Origin of the sequence: Shewanella sp. YQ_9 (assembly GCF_043103185.1) — a bacterium.
GTDB classification, from domain to species: domain Bacteria; phylum Pseudomonadota; class Gammaproteobacteria; order Enterobacterales; family Shewanellaceae; genus Shewanella; species Shewanella algae.
Window position 1 is genome coordinate 177,910 of the sequence record NZ_JBICJO010000033.1, and the last position, 19,707, is coordinate 197,616.

A 19,707-nucleotide genomic window follows, 5' to 3' on the forward strand; every position below is an offset into this window, starting at 1 on the left:
TTCAGACTCATTCAGCTTGAATCAACTATCTCGAGGTCTTTCGCCCCCGAATTGCACTTCAGCGCCGCATCGGGCGAACCAATACGGCGCTGAAGTCTGTGTTAACACTGCATCAAACCCTCTGGGTTTATCCGGATACCCGCGCCAGTGGCTGCTCTGGCGCAACCCATTACCCGGCTCCTGATAACAACAAACCCACAACCCAGAGAAAGATGATTGATAACAATTTGAATTTTTTAATTTTTTAGCGCATTAATGCACCAAGACTCCCCGAAGGGATAGCCTAGCCCCAATCTAACCTTTTCCCAATCAAATATCCAGCCGGGGGCATCTGAGCTTCATCACAGCAGCCAACAAAAAAGGCGCCTTGCGGCGCCTTTTGTGAGCTTAACGACTGTGCTTACCAGCCGGTCTTCTCACGCAGCGCGCTGCCGATTTCGGCCAGCGAGCGTACGGTAGTCACGCCCGCGGCTTCCAGAGCGGCGAACTTGTCAGCGGCTGTCCCCTTACCACCGGCAATGATGGCGCCGGCATGGCCCATACGCTTACCTGCTGGTGCAGTCACACCGGCAATGTAAGAGACCACAGGCTTGGTGACGTTGGCCTTGATGTAAGCCGCCGCTTCTTCTTCGGCGGTACCGCCGATTTCACCTATCATCACTATGGCCTCTGTCTGAGGATCGTTCTGGAACATTTCCAGTACGTCGATGAAGTTGGTACCAGGGATTGGGTCACCACCAATGCCGACACAGGTAGACTGGCCGAAACCTTCGTCAGTAGTCTGCTTAACGGCTTCGTAAGTCAGAGTACCGCTGCGGGAAACGATACCCACCTTACCCGGCTTGTGGATGTGACCCGGCATGATGCCTATTTTACATTCGCCGGGGGTGATAACACCCGGGCAGTTAGGGCCAATCATGCGCACGCCGGTTTCTTCCAGCTTCACTTTTACCTGCAGCATATCCAGAGTTGGGATACCTTCGGTGATACAAACGATCAGCTCGATACCGCCATCGATGGCTTCCAGGATAGCGTCTTTACAGAAAGGCGCAGGTACATAGATAACAGATGCAGTGGCGCCGGTGGCGGCAACAGCGTCTTTCACAGTGTTGAATACTGGCAAGCCCAAGTGAGTGGTGCCGCCTTTACCTGGAGACACACCGCCGACCATCTGAGTACCATAGGCAATCGCCTGCTCAGAATGGAAAGTACCCTGACCGCCGGTAAAACCCTGGCAGATAACCTTGGTATCTTTGTTGATTAAAACAGACATTATTTGCCCTCCGCAGCTTTAACTACTTGCTGAGCAGCGTCGGTCAGACTTGTCGCAGCAATGATATCCAAACCTGATTCGGCCAGAACTTTAGAGCCCAGCTCGGCGTTGGTACCTTCCAGACGCACAACCACAGGCACTTTCACACCGACTTCTTTCACTGCACCGATAATACCTTCGGCGATCATGTCACAACGCACGATACCACCGAAGATATTCACCAGAACGGCCTTCACATTGCTGTCAGACAGAATGATCTTGAAGGCTTCGGCAACACGTTCTTTGGTCGCGCCACCACCTACGTCGAGGAAGTTGGCTGGCTTGCCACCGTGTAGGTTAACGATATCCATGGTACCCATGGCCAGACCGGCACCGTTTACCATGCAACCTACGTTACCGTCCAGAGCCACATAGTTCAGTTCAAACTTGGCGGCGTGGGCTTCACGTGGGTCATCTTGAGAAGGATCATGCATGTCTTTGATCTTTGGCTGACGGAACAGAGCGTTACCATCTACGCCAATCTTGCCGTCCAGACAGTGCAGGTTGCCTTCGGTGGTGATCACCAGAGGGTTGATCTCCAGCAGGGCAAAGTCATGCTCCAGGAACATGGTCGCCAGACCCATAAAGATCTTGGTGAACTGCTTGATTTGAGTTGGGTTCAGACCCAGCTTGAAGCCAAGGTCACGCGCCTGGTAAGGCTGAGGACCTGTGATAGGGTCGATAATGGCTTTGTGGATCAGCTCAGGGGTCTCTTCGGCCACCTTTTCAATTTCCACACCACCTTCGGTAGAAGCCATAAACACGACGCGGCGAGTGCCACGGTCGACAACGGCACCCAGATAGAGTTCGTTGGCGATATCAGTACAGCTTTCAACCAGGATCTTGGCAACTGGCTGACCTTTTTCATCAGTCTGATAAGTTACCAGATTCTTGCCCAGCCAATGTTCGGCAAAGGCTCTGATCTCTTCTTTGTCGCCAGTAACTTTAACGCCACCTGCCTTACCGCGGCCGCCAGCGTGCACCTGGCACTTGACTACCCACATGTTTCCGCCAATGCGACCGGCTGCTTCAACAGCTTCCTGAGCTGTGTCACAAGCATAGCCTTCTGACACTGGTAAACCATATTCGGCAAATAGGGCTTTTGCCTGATACTCATGCAAATTCATGATGATCTATCCGTATACTACGTTTTAAATCCAACCGGCCCCGAGGGGCCAGTCACGAGGTTATTGTCTGGCGGCGCTTACAAGTCCAGCAGCAGACGAGTTGGGTCTTCCAGCAGATCCTTAATGGTCACCAGGAAGCCAACTGACTCACGACCATCAATGATGCGATGGTCATATGAGAGAGCAAGGTACATCATGGGCAGGATTTCCACCTGACCATTGACTGCCATTGGGCGGTCCTTGATGGCATGCATGCCAAGGATTGCACTTTGTGGCAGGTTAAGAATAGGGGTCGACATCAAGGAGCCAAACACTCCGCCGTTAGTCACAGTGAAGTTACCACCTGTCATATCTTCCACTGTCAGCTTGCCGTCACGGCCCTTGATAGCCAGTTCGCGAACCGCTTTTTCAATATCGGCCAGGCTCATGGTATCTGTGTCGCGCAGTACAGGCGTTACCAAGCCGCGAGGCGTGGAAACGGCGATGCTGACATCGAAGTAGTTGTGGTACAGGATGTCACTGCCATCGATAGAAGCGTTGACTTCTGGATAACGCTTCAGCGCTTCGGTTACCGCTTTCACATAGAAAGACATAAAACCAAGACGGATGCCGTGTTTCTTCTCAAAGACTTCCTGATACTTCTTACGGATGTCCATAATAGGCTTCATGTTGACCTCGTTGAAGGTGGTCAGCATGGCGGTGGAGTTCTTGGCTTCCAGCAGACGAGTGGCGATAGTCTTGCGAAGACGCGTCATAGGTACGCGCTTCTCGCTGCGATCGCCCGCCAGGGTCACAGGTGCTGTGGCAGCAGCTGCAGCAGGCTTGGCAGAGCTGGACTTAACAAAGGCTTCCACATCTTCCTTGGTGATACGGCCACCCACACCTGTGCCCTTGATTTTAGCGGCATCCAGGTTGTGTTCGGCTATCAGGCGGCGTACGGATGGGCTCAGGGCATCGTTGCCTTCTTCCGCGGCTTCTTCAGCCTTTGGTGCAGCGGCTTCAGCCTGCTCTTTGCTCACTTCCTGGCCGGCAACTGCGCCGGCGACGAAGTTGGCGATAACCTGCTCTGCCAGGACGGTATCCCCTTCCTGGAACAGCAGTTCGCTGATCTGGCCATCTTCGGGTGCTACAACTTCCAACACCACTTTATCTGTTTCAATATCAACCAGGTTCTGATCACGGGAAACCGGCTCACCAGGCTTAACGTGCCAAGTGGCGATAGTCGCGTCGGCAACAGATTCGGGCAGTACAGGTACCTTGATTTCGATACTCATGGAAAGCTTTCCTTTTTGTATAAATTTCTATTACTTCAGTTTTAATGCGCTAGTGATCAGTGATTCCTGCTGATGCGTATGCAACTCAGGGTAGCCACAGGCCGGCGCTGCAGAGGCGTCACGGCCAGCGTAGCTGAGCTGGGCACCTTTGGGAATGGCTGCCCAGAAGTGATGCTGGCTGCAATACCAGGCACCTTGGTTCTGAGGCTCTTCCTGACACCAAACAAAGTCGGTCACATGCTGATAGTCTTTCAGTGCTGTTGCCATCTCTTCGTGTGGGAAGGGATACAACTGCTCGACCCGCACCAAAGCGACGTTATCGATATTCTCTTTACGGCGACGTTCCAGCAGCTCGTAGTAAACCTTACCGCTACAGAACACCACGCGATCAACCTTGGCGGCATCCAATGTATCGATTTCACCGATAACGTTCTGGAATTGACCATTGGCCAGCTCATCCATGGAAGACACTGCCAGCGGGTGACGCAGCAGTGACTTGGGAGACATTACCACCAGCGGACGACGCATTGGACGCACCACCTGACGACGCAGCATGTGGTAGACCTGAGCCGGAGTCGAAGGCACACACACCTGCATATTGTGGTTGGCACACAGCTGCAGGAAGCGCTCCAGACGAGCACTGGAGTGCTCCGGACCCTGACCTTCATAGCCGTGAGGCAGTAACATGGTCAAACCGCACAGACGGCCCCACTTCTGCTCACCGGATGACAGGAACTGGTCAATAACCACCTGGGCACAGTTGGCAAAGTCACCGAACTGGGCTTCCCAGATAGTCAGGCCGCCTGGCTCAGCAGTGGCATAACCGTACTCGAACGCCAGCACTGAGGCTTCAGACAACACAGAGTCAGTGATGTCGATAGGGCCCTGCTCTTCGGCCACATGGCGCAGCGGCAGGTAAGTAGTGGCATCGTTCTGGTTGTGCAGCACGGCGTGGCGATGGAAGAAGGTACCACGACCCGAGTCCTGACCGGTGATCCTGACTCTTTGCTTGTCTTCGAGGATGCTGGCATAGGCCAGAGTCTCGGCAAAGCCCCAGTCCATCAGCTTCTCGCCTTTGGCCATAGCGACGCGGTCGTTATATATCTTGGCAACCCGGGAGTGCAGCTTGTGGCTCTCCGGCACATAGCTTATCTTGTCGGCCAGATTCTGCAGACGTTCGCGGGTCATACCGGATTCAAAAGACTCATCCCACTCGCGGTTGAGATAAGGAGTCCAGTCCACAGTGTGCAGCGTCATTGGACGCCACTCTTTGACCACACAATCCCCTTGATCCAGCGCGTCACGATAGCTGTTGATCATGGCGGTGACATCGTCGGCCGCAATGCTGTTTTCGGCAATCAACTTGTCGGCGTAGATCTTACGTGGCGTTGGGTGCTTCTTGATCTTGGCGTACATCAGTGGCTGAGTCGCGCTTGGCTCATCGGCCTCGTTGTGACCATGGCGGCGGTAGCACACCAGGTCGATAACGACGTCACGCTTAAAGGTGTTGCGATAATCCACCGCCAGCTGAGATACGAAAGCCACAGCTTCTGGATCGTCAGAGTTGACGTGGAAAATCGGCGCCTGCACCATCTTGGCGATATCGGTACAGTATTCGGTTGAGCGCACATCCTGGTGGTTGGAGGTGGTAAAGCCCACCTGGTTGTTCACCACAATGCGGATAGAGCCGCCGACTTTAAAGCCACGGGTCTGAGACATATTGAATGTCTCCTGCACTATGCCCTGTCCGGCAATGGCCGAGTCACCATGGATGGTGATAGGCATGACCTGCAGGCCATCTTCGCTGCCGCGGCGATCCAGTCTGGCGCGTACCGAACCCATTACTACCGGGTTAACGATTTCCAGGTGTGAAGGGTTAAACGCCAAAGCCAGGTGGACATTGCCACCGGGCGTTTCAAAATCGGAAGAGAAGCCCTGATGGTACTTAACGTCCCCTGAACCCAGCGTCTCATGATGCTTGCCGGCAAACTCGTCAAAGAGTTCGGCAGGACGCTTGCCCAGAATGTTAACCAGAACGTTAAGACGGCCACGGTGAGCCATACCCACGACTATCTCTTTGGTACCCGCTTCACCGGCGCGATAGATAATTTCGCGCATCATAGGCACCAGCGAGTCGCCCCCTTCTAGGGAGAAGCGCTTGGCACCGGGGAATTTGGCACCCAAATATTTTTCCATGCCTTCGGCGGCATTCAATCCTTCAAGGATCCGGGTCTTGACGGCCTTATCATAGCTGCCCTTACCCAGTGAAGGTTCGAGACGTTGCTGGATCCAACGTTTCTCCTCGGTGTCGGTGATATGCATATATTCGGCGCCGATAGAGCCGCAGTAAGTCGCCTTGAGCGCCTTCACCAGCTCACCCAGTTTCAGGGTATCACCGCCATAAGCAAAAGAACCTGTGTTGAACTCCCGCTCCATATCCTCGCCGCTCAGGCCGTGGAAAGCCGGATCCAATTCAGCAACTGTGTCGCGCTTCCACAGCTCCAGTGGGTCCAGATTGGCATTCTGGTGGCCACGGAAACGGTAGGCGTTGATCAATTGCAGAACTTTTACCTGCTTGGCGTCCACATCAGGATCGGACACACGGCTGGTACCTTTGCTGCGGCCTTCCTGTGCAAGAGAACGAAAATAGTCACGGATCTTGGAGTGAGAAGCTTCGGGTACATCAGCAGAGGCACCGTTCACGGGAGGGAGTTGCTCAAACACCGCACGCCAGTCATCAGATACCGAGGTGGGGTCTTCTTGGTAGGCTTCATACATCTCTTCAACGTAGGTCGAGTTCGCCCCACTCAAGTGAGATGATTCGAGCCAGGCTTTCATGCTGCCTTGGTGCATTTCTTATCCTTTCAAACTTGATACACGTGCTTAGCCATATTTTCCCTGCCTTGGCAGGGTCTCAGCCGCCCCTGGGACATCCGGATGTTACGGCCTTTTGTAGTCCTTTACACACAAAAGAGCCACTTCCTGCCCAGAGAAAGTGACTCCCTACGAGCCTATGTAGTTATTGGATTAAGCTCGTCGTCTTGCATTTATACAGCCCGCTTCAGCAACATGGACTTGATGTGTCCGATGGCCTTGGTTGGGTTCAAGCCTTTCGGACAAACATCCACGCAGTTCATGATGCCGTGGCAACGGAAGACGCTGTATGCATCATCCAGCTCGCTCAGACGCTCTTCGGTCGCAGTATCACGGCTGTCTATCAGGAAGCGATAGGCATGCAGCAGACCACTGGGGCCAACAAATTTGTCCGGGTTCCACCAGAATGATGGGCAAGCCGTAGAACAACAGGCACACATGATACATTCATACAGGCCATCCAGGTGAGCACGCTCCTCCGGTGATTGCAGATGTTCACGGGCCGGCTTCTTCTCATCATTGATGAGGTACGGCTTGATCTTCTCGTATTGCTTGTAAAACTGACTCAGGTCAACCACCAGGTCACGCACCACTGGCATACCGGGCAGAGGACGGATTTCAATCTTCTTGCCTTTGAAGGTAGACACAGGCGTGATACAGGCCAGACCGTTTTTGCCATTCATGTTCATGCCGTCGGAGCCACAAACCCCTTCACGACAAGAGCGGCGGAAAGACAGGCTTGGATCCTGCTCTTTAAGCTTGAGCAAGGCATCCAGCACCATCATATCTGAACCTTCAGCCACTTCCAGGCTGTAATCCTGCATGTAGGGCTTGGTATCTACATCAGGATTGTAGCGATAAACTGCAATATCCAATTTCATCTTCGCAACTCCTTAGTAGGTACGCTTCTTAGGCGGGAAGGCTTCACGTGTCTTGGGCGCCATGTTCACTTCACGGGTGGACATGGTTTCGTTGACAGGGTCAAACAGGCTGTGGCACAGCCAGTTGGCATCATCACGCTCAGGGAAGTCTTCACGGCTGTGAGCACCACGGCTCTCGGTACGGAAGTTGGCTGCGTAAGCAGAAGCGATTGCTGTCGCCATCAGGTTATCCAGTTCCAGACACTCGATACGCTGAGTGTTGAACTCTCTGGAATTGTCAGACAGCTTGGCATTGGCCAGACGCTCACGAATTTTCTGCAATTCTTTCAGGCCTTCGGCCATGGCATCACCGCTACGGAACACCGAGAAGTTCAGCTGCATGCACATCTGCAGATCTTTACGGATAACCGCTGGATCTTCACCGTCTTTATTGCTTTCCCAACGATTCAGGCGCTCAAGAGACTTCTGTATGTCGGCTTCAGTCGCAGCCTTGGGATCTGCGGTTTCATCCAGCGCTTTACCCAGATGCTGACCGGCCGCACGACCGAACACCACCAAGTCGAGAAGTGAGTTACCACCCAGACGGTTGGCACCGTGAACCGATACGCAGGCGATTTCGCCCACGGCGAACAGGCCCGTGATATCTTCTTCAGTACCATCGGCGTTCTTGTGGATCACCTGACCGGATACCTTGGTTGGCAGACCACCCATCATATAGTGACAGGTCGGGATAACCGGAATTGGGCCATCGGCGGGATCTATGTGAGCAAAGGTACGGGACAGTTCGCATACGCCAGGCAGACGCGCTTCCAGGGTTTCTTTGCCCAGATGGTCCAGTTTCAGCTTCAGGTGTGGGCCCATAGGACCTTCACAACCGCGGCCTTCACGAATTTCTGTCATCATGGAGCGGGCAACCACGTCGCGGGATGCCAGGTCTTTGGCGTTGGGCGCATAGCGCTCCATAAAGCGTTCGCCGTCCTTATTGAGCAGGTAACCGCCCTCACCACGACAACCTTCAGTCACCAGAACACCGGCACCGGCAATCCCGGTTGGGTGGAACTGCCACATTTCCATGTCCTGCAGCTGAACCCCGGCACGGGCAGCCATACCAACTCCATCACCTGTGTTGATGTGAGCATTGGTGGTAGAGGCAAAGATACGACCGGCGCCACCGGTAGCCAATACAGTGGCCTTGGCTTTGAAGTAAACGATTTCACCGGTTTCAATTTCGATTGCAGTACAACCTACGATGGCACCGTCTTCGTTTTTAACCAGATCCAGGGCATACCACTCGGAGAATACCTGAGTCTTGTTCTTGACGTTCTGCTGGTACAAGCAGTGCAGCAGAGCGTGGCCGGTACGGTCAGCTGCAGCCGCGGTACGGGCCGCCTGCTCACCACCGAAATTCTTGGATTGACCGCCGAAAGGACGCTGATAAATAGTGCCGTTTTCAAAGCGTGAGAATGGTAGACCCATCTGCTCCAGCTCGATAACAGCTTCGGGGCCGGTCTGACACATGTACTCGATGGCATCCTGGTCGCCGATGAAGTCGGAACCTTTTACCGTGTCGTACATGTGGTGTTCCCAGTTGTCCTCGTGGGCATTACCCAGAGCAACAGTGATCCCGCCCTGAGCCGAAACCGTGTGAGAACGTGTAGGAAAAACCTTGGACAGGAGCGCACAGCTCTTGCCTTCTTGGGAAATCTGCAGTGCTGCGCGCATGCCGGCACCACCGGCACCAATCACGACAGCGTCAAACTCGCGTACTGGAATAGCCACTTAAACACCCCACACTATTACTATGCCTGACGCCAGATAAGCAAAGGCGGTCACGACAAAGACAAACTGTAAAACCCCACGCAGTGCTACGTTTTTGACGTAGTCTGTCAGTACCTGCCAGATACCGATCCAGGCGTGGATCAGCAGCGCAATCAGCGCCAACAGAGTAAAGACCTTCATCGGCAGTGAAGCAAACAGCCCATGCCAGACGTCGTAGGTGAGAGGTGAACTGCAAGCTGCGAATCCGACCAGGAATATAGTGTAAACGGCCAGAATAACGGCGCTTGCGCGTAATAGGATGAAGTCATGAACACCACTGCGTCCAAAACTCGCTGCATTGGTTACCATACCCAGATCCCCGCTAATACAGAAAACACTGCGGTCAGGACAAATACTGCCTTGGCCGATGCTTTACCCGAAGGTAACTCTTCCCAACGACCGGTATCCATTACCAGGTGACGCAAGCCGCCCAGCAAGTGGTAAGCCAGTGCGGTCAGAATGCCCCACAGGATAAACTTCACCACGAAGTTGTCTAACAGAGATTGTACGCCTTGGAAACTCTCGGCCGATGCCAGCGAGGCATTCAGCAACCACAGGAGTATACCAACAGCGAACAGCATGATGACACCGGAAACCCGGTGCAGAATGGACACAATTGCAGTCGCCGGGAAGCGAATGGTCTGCAGATCTAAATGGACAGGTCTTTGCTTTTTCACGTTCTGCTCACTCAGCTCCATTGAGCATTTTTTTTGTTATGTGAACCGATTTTGCTCTTACACAGTTCCGTGACTGAAGTCACAGAGAAGGGTTTCACAAAAGAAAGTTGAAACAAAAAGCTAACTTGTTGACAACACACAAAATTAGTTAATTAGTGATATGCTAACCAAGCCCGCCGTTTGCAGCTCTTGCGAGCCGGAGCAAGTATACTCGCCGTAAATGTCAAATACAAACATCACATTATCCAAATTTTGTTTTTTTGAGCTTTTTTCAGGATAAGTGCTGGTGTTATCAGGGAAATTGGTCTTACCTATACCATGGTCTAACGAATTTAAACGCTTATTTAAATTGAAATGTGATCTAGATTGGCTGTAAAGTAATGGCCGTTTGACATGCCGCACTCACATAAGAATGAAGTAAGGAGAACGGGGTATGGCTGATTTAAAAGCCAAATTGGAATTACCAGGGAACGACTCGATTGAACTGCCAGTGAAACAAGGAACTGCTGGTTTCGACGTAATCGACATCAGTAAACTCGGCAGTAAAGGCTACTTTACCTTTGATCCAGGATTTCTCGCGACGGCCTCCTGTGAATCTGCAATTACCTATATCGATGGCGCACAGGGCGTATTGTTGCACCGTGGCTATCCGATAGATCAACTGGCGACAGAATCCGACTATCTGGATCTCTGTTACCTGCTGTTGTACGGCGAGCTGCCAACCAAGGCAGAGTATGAGAAGTTTGCCTACACAGTTAAAACTCACACTATGGTGCATGAGCAGTTGGCCTTCTTCTTCAGAGGCTTCCGTCGTGACGCTCACCCAATGGCCATGCTTTGTGGCGTAACAGGCGCCCTGTCTTCTTTCTATCAGGACTCTCTGGATGTCAACGATGCCCGTCATCGTGAAATTGCAGCCTTCCGCCTGGTTTCCAAGATGCCGACCATTGCCGCCATGTGCTACAAGTACTCCATAGGTCAGCCGTTCGTGTACCCACGCAACGATCTGAGCTATGCCGGTAACTTCCTGTCGATGATGTTCGCGGTACCTTGTGAAGAGTACAAGGTGAACCCGATAGTTGAACGTGCCATGGATCGCATCTTTATCCTGCACGCCGACCATGAACAGAACGCTTCAACCTCTACCGTGCGTCTGGCGGGCTCTTCGGGTGCCAACCCATTTGCCTGTATCGCTGCCGGTATCGCTTCGCTGTGGGGACCTGCCCATGGTGGTGCCAACGAAGCTTGTCTGCGTATGCTGGAAGAAATCGGCACTGTGGATCGCATCCCTGAGTTTATCGAACGCGCCAAAGACAAGGATGATCCTTTCCGTCTGATGGGCTTCGGTCACAGGGTTTACAAGAACTTTGACCCACGCGCCAAAGTGATGCGTGAAACCTGTCACGAAGTGCTGGCTGAACTCAAGGTTAACGACCCTCTGCTGGATGTCGCCATGGAACTTGAGCGTATCGCACTGGAAGATGAGTACTTCATCTCCAAGAAGCTCTATCCAAACGTCGACTTCTACTCAGGTATCATCATGAAGGCGATTGGTATTCCAACCTCCATGTTTACCGTTATCTTTGCCCTGGCCCGCACCGTTGGCTGGATTGCTCACTGGAAAGAGATGCTGGATCAGCCTGGTCACAAGATCAGCCGTCCACGTCAGCTCTACACAGGTGCCACATCCCGCGACTTCGTGGAACTGGACAAACGCTGAGCCTGACAACGCTAAGTCTAACTCATTGAAAAAAGGCGCCTTAGGCGCCTTTTTTGTGTTCAAGCATGTCGCGTGATCAAGGGGAAACCAGCCAGGCTTCACTTTCGACAGCCAGCTGCTAACTTTGTTCTGCAAATTGGCCCTCGCCTAACCCACTATCTCTTAAGCTCACTTGCTGTTGTCTCACCTCTCAAAAGCCGGTTCACCCGCTAAAGCCGCATCCTGTACAACTCTTCATGTCACTAACTCCTACCGCCACTAACTCTTAATGCCGCCAACCCTAATGTCACCAACCCTTAGTGCCCACTTCATGTTACCAAGCCTCAATAGCGCCGCCTTTAGCGAATGAGTGATTCCCTCGCTTGCCGTGAACTGTATTACACCATCAGCTCTGCGCAGTGCGGTCACTTCCCAGGCCTCAACTCAGCCGCTTGCGCAGACGCTATACTGAGCAACATTGGTAAAAATCATCACAAAATAAACTTTTTTGCTACATCGGCATCAAACACCTCAATGAGGTAGACACCAAAATATCATTAGTCATTGTTTTAAAAGGAAATTAAAAATTGGCATTGGTTTTGCTTTATCGCAACAAAGATCAAGATAAGGACTTTCACATGAAGCGTAACCTCACCTACACCCTGAGCACTGTTTTGCTGCTTGGGTCTTTGGCCAGCGGCTGCAGCGAACAGCAGCAGGAAGAAGAACAACAAGCCTTTGCCATTCCGGTCGAGACCAGCATAGTCACTCAAGGCCAGGTTTCCTCCTTCTACGCCACCACAGCCACACTGGAAGCGCCACAAGAAGCTCATGTGGTCAGCCGTATTGCCGGGTTGATAGAAGCTCTGCAAGTCGAGGAAGGTGACAGAGTCACCAAGGGGCAGTTGCTGGCGGTGATAGACTCCCGTCGCCAACGTTATGAACTGGATAAGGCCGAAGCCGAGGTGCAAATCATCGAGCAGGAGCTCAACCGGCTGAAGAAAATGAATAACCGTGAGTTTGTCAGTGCCGATGCCATGGCCAAACTGGAATTCAACCTGCAAGCCGCCAAGGCGCGTCGGGACTTGGCCAAACTGCAGGTGGAAGAAAGCCAAATCCGCTCTCCCATAGATGGCATCGTCGCCAAACGTTTTGTCAAACAGGGCAATATGGCCAAGGAGTTTGAAGAGCTGTTCTACCTGGTCAATCAGGATGAGCTCTACGGCATAGTCAATCTGCCGGAGCAGCAACTGAGCAGTTTGCGCATAGGTCAGGAAGCCGAAGTCATCAGTTCCCGCCAGCAGCAAGTGGCGGCCAAGGTACTTAGAATAAGTCCTGTGGTGGAAGCCACCAGCGGTACTTTCAAGGTAACCCTTTCGATCCCCAATCAGGATGCCAGTCTCAAGGCCGGGATGTTTACCCGGGTGGAACTCAGATACGACACCCACGATAATGTGATAGTGGTGCCCTATAACGCCGTCATCAATCAAGATGATCGCAAGGCGCTCTATGTTATCGAAGAGGGCAAGGCGCAGCGCCGCGAGGTCAAACTGGGTTACCGCCAGGACGATAAAGTGGAAATCACCGAGGGCATCAGTCCTGGTGAACAAGTGGTGGTTCGCGGTCAACACAATCTCAAGGATCAATCATTGGTGGAAGTGATAGCTCCGCTGGATCTGGCCAAGGCCAACTAACTGTCACAAGGACCACCTCTTATGTCTATTATTACCACTTCGGTCAAGCGTCCGGTGACCGTCTGGATGTTTATGCTGGCCGTTATCCTGTTCGGCATGGTGGGTTTCTCCCGTCTGGCGGTAAAGCTGTTGCCTGACTTGAGCTACCCCACACTCACCATACGCACCCTATACGAGGGCGCGGCACCCGTGGAGGTGGAGCAGCTTATCTCCAAACCTATCGAGGAAGCGGTCGGTATTGTTAAAGGGCTGAGGCAGATAAGTTCGATTTCCCGCTCCGGTATGTCCGATGTGGTGCTCGAATTTGAATGGGGCACAGAGATGGATATGGCCAGTCTCGATGTGCGGGAAAAACTCGACACCATAGAACTGCCGCTGGATGTGAAAAAGCCTTTGTTGCTGCGCTTTAATCCCAATCTCGATCCCATCATGCGCCTGGCACTGCCGGCCCCCAAGGCCACGGAAGCCGAGCTCAAGCGGCTGCGGACTTATGCCGAAGAGGAGCTTAAGCGGGATCTCGAGTCACTTTCCGGAGTCGCTGCCGTGCGCCTTTCCGGCGGGCTGGAGCAGGAAGTGCATATTCTGCTCAATCAAGAGAAACTGGCGCAGCTGGATCTCAGCAGTGAAGCTATTCGCAATCGCATCAGTGAAGAAAACGTCAACCTTTCTGCCGGTAAGGTGATCCAGGGCGACCGCGAATATCTGGTGCGCACCGTTAACCAGTTCCACTCCCTCGATGAGCTGGCCAATGTGATTGTCTATCAAAAGGGCAATACCCTGGTACGTCTTGGCGAGATAGCCGAGGTGACGGATGCCTTTAAAGAGCGCAGCGATATTACTCGCATCGGCGGCAAGGAGTCCATTGAGCTCGCCATCTATAAGGAGGGCGATGCCAATACGGTAGCCGTAGCCAGTAAGCTTAAGAGCCAGTTGCAACAGATGCGCTCCGAGGCCAAAGACAGCGCCACGCCAGTGCCCGAGATAATTTACGATCAGTCGGAGTTTATCGAAAGCGCCGTCAGTGAAGTGACTTCATCAGCCCTTATCGGCAGTCTGCTCGCGATGCTGGTGATCTACCTGTTCCTTCGAGACATCATCCCTACCCTGATCATCTCCATCTCTATCCCCTTCTCTGTGATAGCCACCTTTAACATGATGTATTTTGCCGATATCAGTCTTAACATCATGTCGCTCGGCGGTATCGCGCTGGCGGTGGGGCTGTTGGTGGATAACGCCATCGTGGTGCTGGAAAACATCGACAGGTGCAAGGCCCAGGGGATGGATCGCCGTCAGGCCGCCATCACAGGAACCAAAGAGGTGGCCGGGGCGATTTTTGCCTCCACCCTGACCACGCTGGCGGTATTTGTACCCTTGGTATTTGTCGACGGCATTGCCGGAGCCCTGTTTGCCGATCAGGCCCTGACCGTTACTTTCGCCCTGCTGGCCTCTTTGCTGGTTGCCCTCACCTCGATTCCTATGTTGGCTTCCCGCGAAGGCTTCACAATGTTGCCGGAACTGGTCAAGCGTGACAAACCGCAGCCTCCGGCGGGTAAGCTTGGCAAGCTCAAGCATTACAGCGCCACTGTGTTTACCTTCCCTTTCCTGTTGCTGCTCAGCTATCTGCCAAGATTGCTGCTGACGCTGGTATTAATCGTCACCCGGCTGCTGGTGTGGCTGGTATCCCTGGTGATGAAGCCGCTGTCCAGACTGTTTAACCTTTGCTACGGCTGGCTGGCCGATGGCTATCGGCCGCTGCTGAACCTGGCGCTCAAGTTCCGTGGCATCACTCTGGCGCTGGCCATTGCGGTCACCGCCATCTCTGGCGTCTTGATGAGCCGCCTGGGAATGGAGCTGATCCCACCGATGAATCAAGGCGAATTCTATGTGGAAATCCTGCTGCCTCCCGGCAGTGAGGTGAGCCAAACCGATGCCGTATTGCAGCGTCTGGCGCTGGCTATCAAAGACAGAGAGGAAGTGAAACACGCATACAGCCAGGCCGGCAGCGGTGGTCTCATGACCTCGGATACCCGGCGCGGCGGTGAAAACTGGGGGCGTCTGCAGGTGGTGCTGGCCGATCACCGCGCGTTTGACCAAGTTGCCGCCAAACTGCGCAGCACTTTGCGCACTATTCCCGAGCTGGAAGCGCAGATCCAATATCCCGAGCTGTTCAGCTTCAAGACTCCGCTGGAGATAGAGTTGTCCGGCTATGAACTGGAACAGTTGAAAACCTCGGCCGCTTCACTGGTTAAGGCGCTGGAGGGCGATCCCCGCTTTGTCGATGTCAGCAGCAGCCTGCGTGACGGTCAGCCGGAGCTGAGTATCCGTTTTGATCACGCCAGAATGGCCGCCCTTGGCCTGGATGCACCAACCGTGGCCACCAGCATAGCCCAGCGGGTTGGCGGTACCGTAGCCAGCAAATACACTCTCAGGGAGCGCAAGATAGATATTCTAGTGCGCAGCGAGTTGGATGAACGCAATCAGATAAGCGATATCGATGCCATGCTGATCAACCCATCCAGCCCGCAGCCCATCCCCTTGAGCGCCGTGGCCGATGTATCGTTGACTCTGGGACCTTCGGCAATCAATCGCATCAGCCAGCAGCGGGTAGCCATAGTGTCGGCCAATCTGGCCTATGGCGATCTCAATCAGACGGTGGCCAGTGCCAAGCGTATTCTCAGCCAACTGACGCTGCCCGCCTCGGTGCAGAGCCGATTCGGCGGTCAGAATGAAGAGATGGAGCATTCGTTCCAGTCGTTGAAGATAGCGCTGATCTTGGCGGTATTCCTGGTTTATCTGGTGATGGCCAGTCAGTTTGAGTCATTGCTGCACCCCTTGCTTATCCTGATGGCTGTACCCATGGCACTGAGCGGCAGTATCTACGGCCTGGCGATAACCGGCACCCAGTTGTCTGTCATCGTCTTTATCGGCCTTATCATGCTGGCCGGGATAGTGGTCAATAACGCCATAGTATTGGTAGACAGGATCAATCAGCTCAGGCAAAGCGGCAAACAACGTCTCGACGCCATCAAGCAAGCGGCAGCATCGCGTTTAAGACCCATACTGATGACCACACTGACCACTAATCTGGGGCTGCTGCCCATGGCAATAGGCTTAGGGGACGGCAGTGAAGTGCGTGCCCCCATGGCGATCACTGTCATTTTCGGCCTCAGCCTGTCGACTCTGCTGACTCTGGTGGTTATTCCTGTGCTCTATGCCCTGTTCGACCGCAAACAGTACGCCGAGCCGGCCACCATGGGAGAAGGCGCATGAACCTGACCAAACTGGCGCTCAAGCGCCCGGTGACCACCAGCATGTTCTTTGTGGCCATTCTGCTCTTTGGTCTGGCCGCCAGCCGCTTGCTGCCGCTGGAGATGTTCCCCGGGATAGAGATACCGCGGATCTTCATCCAGGTGCCTTACAAAGGCTCCTCTCCGGCGGAAGTGGAACGCGACATCACCAATGTCCTGGAAGAGTCACTCGCCACCATGGGTGGACTCGATGAGCTGCGCTCACGTTCCAGCCAGGATGGCAGCGAGATAGAAGTGAGAATGAAGTGGGGTGAAAACGTCGCCGCCCGCAGCCTGGAGGCGCGGGAGAAGGTGGATGCGGTGCGCCATCTGTTGCCAACCGACGTGGAGCGGGTGTTTATCATGCAGTTCTCCACCGCCGACATGCCTATGCTGAATATCAGGATCTCCAGTGAGCGGGAACTCTCCGGCGCCTTCGATCTGCTGGAAAAACAGCTCAAACGGCCACTGGAGCGGGTGGAAGGCGTCTCCAAGGTCACCCTCTATGGCGTGGAGCAAAAACAGATAGAGATACGTCTCGATGCCCAGCGCCTGGCTGCCAGTGGCATGAGTGTTCCCGCCATTCACAAGCGTCTGGCGGCAGAAAACTTTGTGATAAGCGGCGGCAACCTGAGGGACAACGGCCGGGTCTATCAGGTGTCTCCCAAGGGCGAGTTCCGTAATCTCGAAGAGATCAAGGCGCTGGTATTGCTGCCGGGTTTGACCCTGGGCGATATCAGCGAAGTCAATTTCGCCCTGCCTGAAGCCACCGAGGGCCGCCATCTGGATAAGAAATATGCCGTCGGCCTGGATGTGTTCAAGGAATCCGGTGCCAATCTGGTGGAGGTTTCGACCAGGGTGCTTAAAGTGATTGAGGCCGCAAGAGAGGATAAGCAATTTCAGGGGATCAAGCTGTTTATCATGGAAGATCAGGCCCATGGAGTGAAATCGTCGCTCAAGGACTTGTTGATGTCCGGCCTGCTGGGCGCCCTGCTCTCCTTTGCCGTGCTGTACCTGTTCCTGCGCAACCTGCGCATGACCCTGGTGGTGGTTTCCTCCGTACCCATCTCCATCTGCATGACATTGGCCGGCATGTACTTTCTCGGCTACAGCCTCAATATCCTCTCTATGATGGGGCTGTTGCTGGCGATAGGTATGCTGATTGATAATGCCGTGGTGGTCACAGAGAGTGTGTTGCAGGAGCAGCAACATGGCGCTGTCGATAACAATACTGATGACAGCCCCAACAACACTGGCGATCGGGCAATCCTCAACGGGGTCGACAAGGTGGCGCTGGCGGTGCTGGCCGGCACCCTGACCACGGCGATAGTGTTCCTGCCGAATATTTTCGGGGTCAAAGTGGAGCTGACCATCTTCCTCGAACACGTTGCCATCGCCATCTGCATTTCGCTGGCAGCCTCGCTGTTGGTGGCCAAGACGCTGATCCCCTTGATGCTGTCAAAACTGCAACTCAGGTTTGAGCGGGTCGAGAAAGCATCGCGGCTGCAGAAGTCTTACCACACCAGTCTCAACTGGATATTGCAGCACCCGAAAACCGCTACTTGCCTGGCACTGCTGATGTTGCTGTCAACCGCCCTGCCGCTGTCGTTGGTGAAACAGGACAGTCAGGACAGCCAAAGCAAGGAGCGCTTCTACATCAACTACCAGTTGGAAGGACGTCACAGCCTGGCGGTCACCGAGGCCATGGTCAGCCAGATGGAAGACTACCTCTATGCCCATAAGGAAGAGTTCCACATAGATGCCGTCTACAGCTATTACTCTCCCGAGGATGCCTCTTCCACCATACTGCTGAAGCCGGATCTGGAGGAAGATGTCGCCGAGCTGAAAAAGCGGATCCGCGAAGGATTTCCCAAGTTCTCCATTGCCAAGCCTCAGTTTGGCTGGGGCAGCGATGAGTCCGGCGTCAGAGTCACACTGACCGGGCGCTCCACCTCAGAGCTTATTCGCCTCAGTGAACAGGTGATCCCTTTGCTCTCCAACATAGAGGGCCTGCATGATGTGCGCTCAGAGCTCAACGGTGCCCAGCAGGAGGTGATAGTACAGATAGACAGAGAGCTGGCCGCCCGCCTGGGGCTGAGCATCAAGGATATTGCCGGCAGTATCTCCCTGGCACTGCGGGGCGCGGCACTGCGTTCATTTCGCCACGATCCCAGTGGTGAGCTCAGAATCGAACTGGCCTTTGAACGTGATTGGCGTCAGTCGCTGGAGCGGCTAAAACAATTGCCCATAGTGCGGCAGGACAACAAGGTCTATTCGCTGGAGAGTCTGGCCAAGGTGGAAATTGTCCCCAGATTCGATGTCATTCGTCACTATGATCGCCAGACGGCACTTTCCATAGGCGCTAACCTTGAAGATCTCAGTATGGAAGAGGCACAGAAACAGATCATGGCGGCGCTCAAGCATGTCAACTTCCCCCATGGTTATGACTACTCACTCAGAGGCGGCTTTCAACGTCAGGACGAGGAAGAGTCTGTCATGCTGATCAACATGGTGTTGGCGATTGCCATGATCTATATAGTGATGGCGGCTTTGTTTGAGTCGCTGCTGCTGCCGAGCGCCATCATTACCAGCATACTCTTCTCCATCACAGGGGTATTCTGGGCCCTGTGGCTGAGCGGCACGCCTATGTCCGTGATGGCCATGATAGGCATACTGATCCTGATGGGGATAGTGGTCAACAACGGCATAGTGCTGGTGGATCAAATCAATCAGATGACGCCGCCACTGGAGCAGTTGTCTGAGGTCATCGCCTCTGTCTGTGTCACCCGCTTGCGGCCGGTATTGATGACGGTTGGGACCACAGTTCTGGGCCTGCTTCCTCTGGCGCTGGGAGACACTCAGATAGGCGGCGGTGGCCCGCCATACTCACCTATGGCGATTGCCATCATAGGCGGCTTGAGTTTCTCCACCCTGACCAGTCTCTATTTGGTGCCTCTGTGTTACCAGGCCTTCTTCCGCCTGCGTCATAATGCGGCCATCAGGCTCGGGCAATCGCTCAAACTCAGTCAGCGCCTGCTGCCCTGGACCTGAGCCCAAAACACCG

12 protein-coding genes are annotated in these 19,707 nt (G+C 53.9%); 4 read left to right on the plus strand and 8 right to left on the minus strand.

The genetic code is table 11. The features are described 5' to 3' along the window. Positions 1-400: 400 nt before the first annotated feature. The 8 genes from sucD to sdhC all read right to left on the minus strand — a co-directional run bounded on the left by sucD (position 401) and on the right by sdhC (position 9,984). Positions 401-1,273: a succinate--CoA ligase subunit alpha gene (gene sucD, locus ACF8D4_RS10265; protein WP_025011011.1), complete on the minus strand. Its 873-nt coding sequence runs from the start codon at positions 1,271-1,273 to the stop codon at positions 401-403. After that, complete coding sequence (sucC, locus tag ACF8D4_RS10270; RefSeq protein WP_025888715.1) at positions 1,273-2,439, minus strand: ADP-forming succinate--CoA ligase subunit beta; 1,167 nt, start codon at positions 2,437-2,439, stop codon at positions 1,273-1,275. Before sucC ends, sucD begins: the two co-directional genes overlap by 1 nt. A 77-nt stretch (positions 2,440-2,516) precedes the next feature. After that, positions 2,517-3,713, minus strand: coding sequence for a 2-oxoglutarate dehydrogenase complex dihydrolipoyllysine-residue succinyltransferase (gene odhB / locus ACF8D4_RS10275; RefSeq protein ID WP_392464345.1), 1,197 nt, complete (start codon positions 3,711-3,713; stop codon positions 2,517-2,519). Between the two features lie 30 nt (positions 3,714-3,743). After that, complete coding sequence (gene sucA, locus ACF8D4_RS10280; protein ID WP_025011013.1) at positions 3,744-6,566, minus strand: 2-oxoglutarate dehydrogenase E1 component; 2,823 nt, start codon at positions 6,564-6,566, stop codon at positions 3,744-3,746. Between the two features lie 194 nt (positions 6,567-6,760). Next, complete coding sequence (locus tag ACF8D4_RS10285; protein ID WP_025011014.1) at positions 6,761-7,468, minus strand: succinate dehydrogenase iron-sulfur subunit; 708 nt, start codon at positions 7,466-7,468, stop codon at positions 6,761-6,763. A gap of 12 nt (positions 7,469-7,480) precedes the next feature. Beyond that, entirely contained in the window at positions 7,481-9,247 is a 1,767-nt protein-coding gene (gene sdhA, locus ACF8D4_RS10290; RefSeq protein WP_044734768.1) for a succinate dehydrogenase flavoprotein subunit, read from the minus strand. Further along, positions 9,248-9,595 (minus strand): succinate dehydrogenase, hydrophobic membrane anchor protein, encoded by a 348-nt coding sequence (sdhD, locus tag ACF8D4_RS10295; protein WP_025011016.1) that lies wholly within the window; start codon positions 9,593-9,595, stop codon positions 9,248-9,250. Beyond that, positions 9,589-9,984 (minus strand): succinate dehydrogenase cytochrome b556 subunit, encoded by a 396-nt coding sequence (gene sdhC / locus ACF8D4_RS10300; protein ID WP_025011017.1) that lies wholly within the window; start codon positions 9,982-9,984, stop codon positions 9,589-9,591. Before sdhC ends, sdhD begins: the two co-directional genes overlap by 7 nt. A gap of 412 nt (positions 9,985-10,396) precedes the next feature. Here sdhC and ACF8D4_RS10305 point away from each other — a divergent pair, with 412 nt between their 5' ends. From ACF8D4_RS10305 to ACF8D4_RS10320, 4 genes are all read left to right on the plus strand, one after another. Further along, positions 10,397-11,683 (plus strand): citrate synthase, encoded by a 1,287-nt coding sequence (locus tag ACF8D4_RS10305; protein ID WP_025011018.1) that lies wholly within the window; start codon positions 10,397-10,399, stop codon positions 11,681-11,683. 617 nt (positions 11,684-12,300) lie between these two features. Further along, entirely contained in the window at positions 12,301-13,356 is a 1,056-nt protein-coding gene (locus tag ACF8D4_RS10310) for an efflux RND transporter periplasmic adaptor subunit (RefSeq protein WP_109247412.1), read from the plus strand. A gap of 21 nt (positions 13,357-13,377) precedes the next feature. Then, complete coding sequence (locus ACF8D4_RS10315) at positions 13,378-16,626, plus strand: efflux RND transporter permease subunit (protein ID WP_392464348.1); 3,249 nt, start codon at positions 13,378-13,380, stop codon at positions 16,624-16,626. Further along, a complete protein-coding gene (locus ACF8D4_RS10320) occupies positions 16,623-19,694 on the plus strand; it encodes an efflux RND transporter permease subunit (RefSeq protein WP_144224638.1) in 3,072 nt (1,023 codons plus the stop codon). Before ACF8D4_RS10315 ends, ACF8D4_RS10320 begins: the two co-directional genes overlap by 4 nt. The last annotated feature ends 13 nt before the right edge of the window (positions 19,695-19,707 follow it).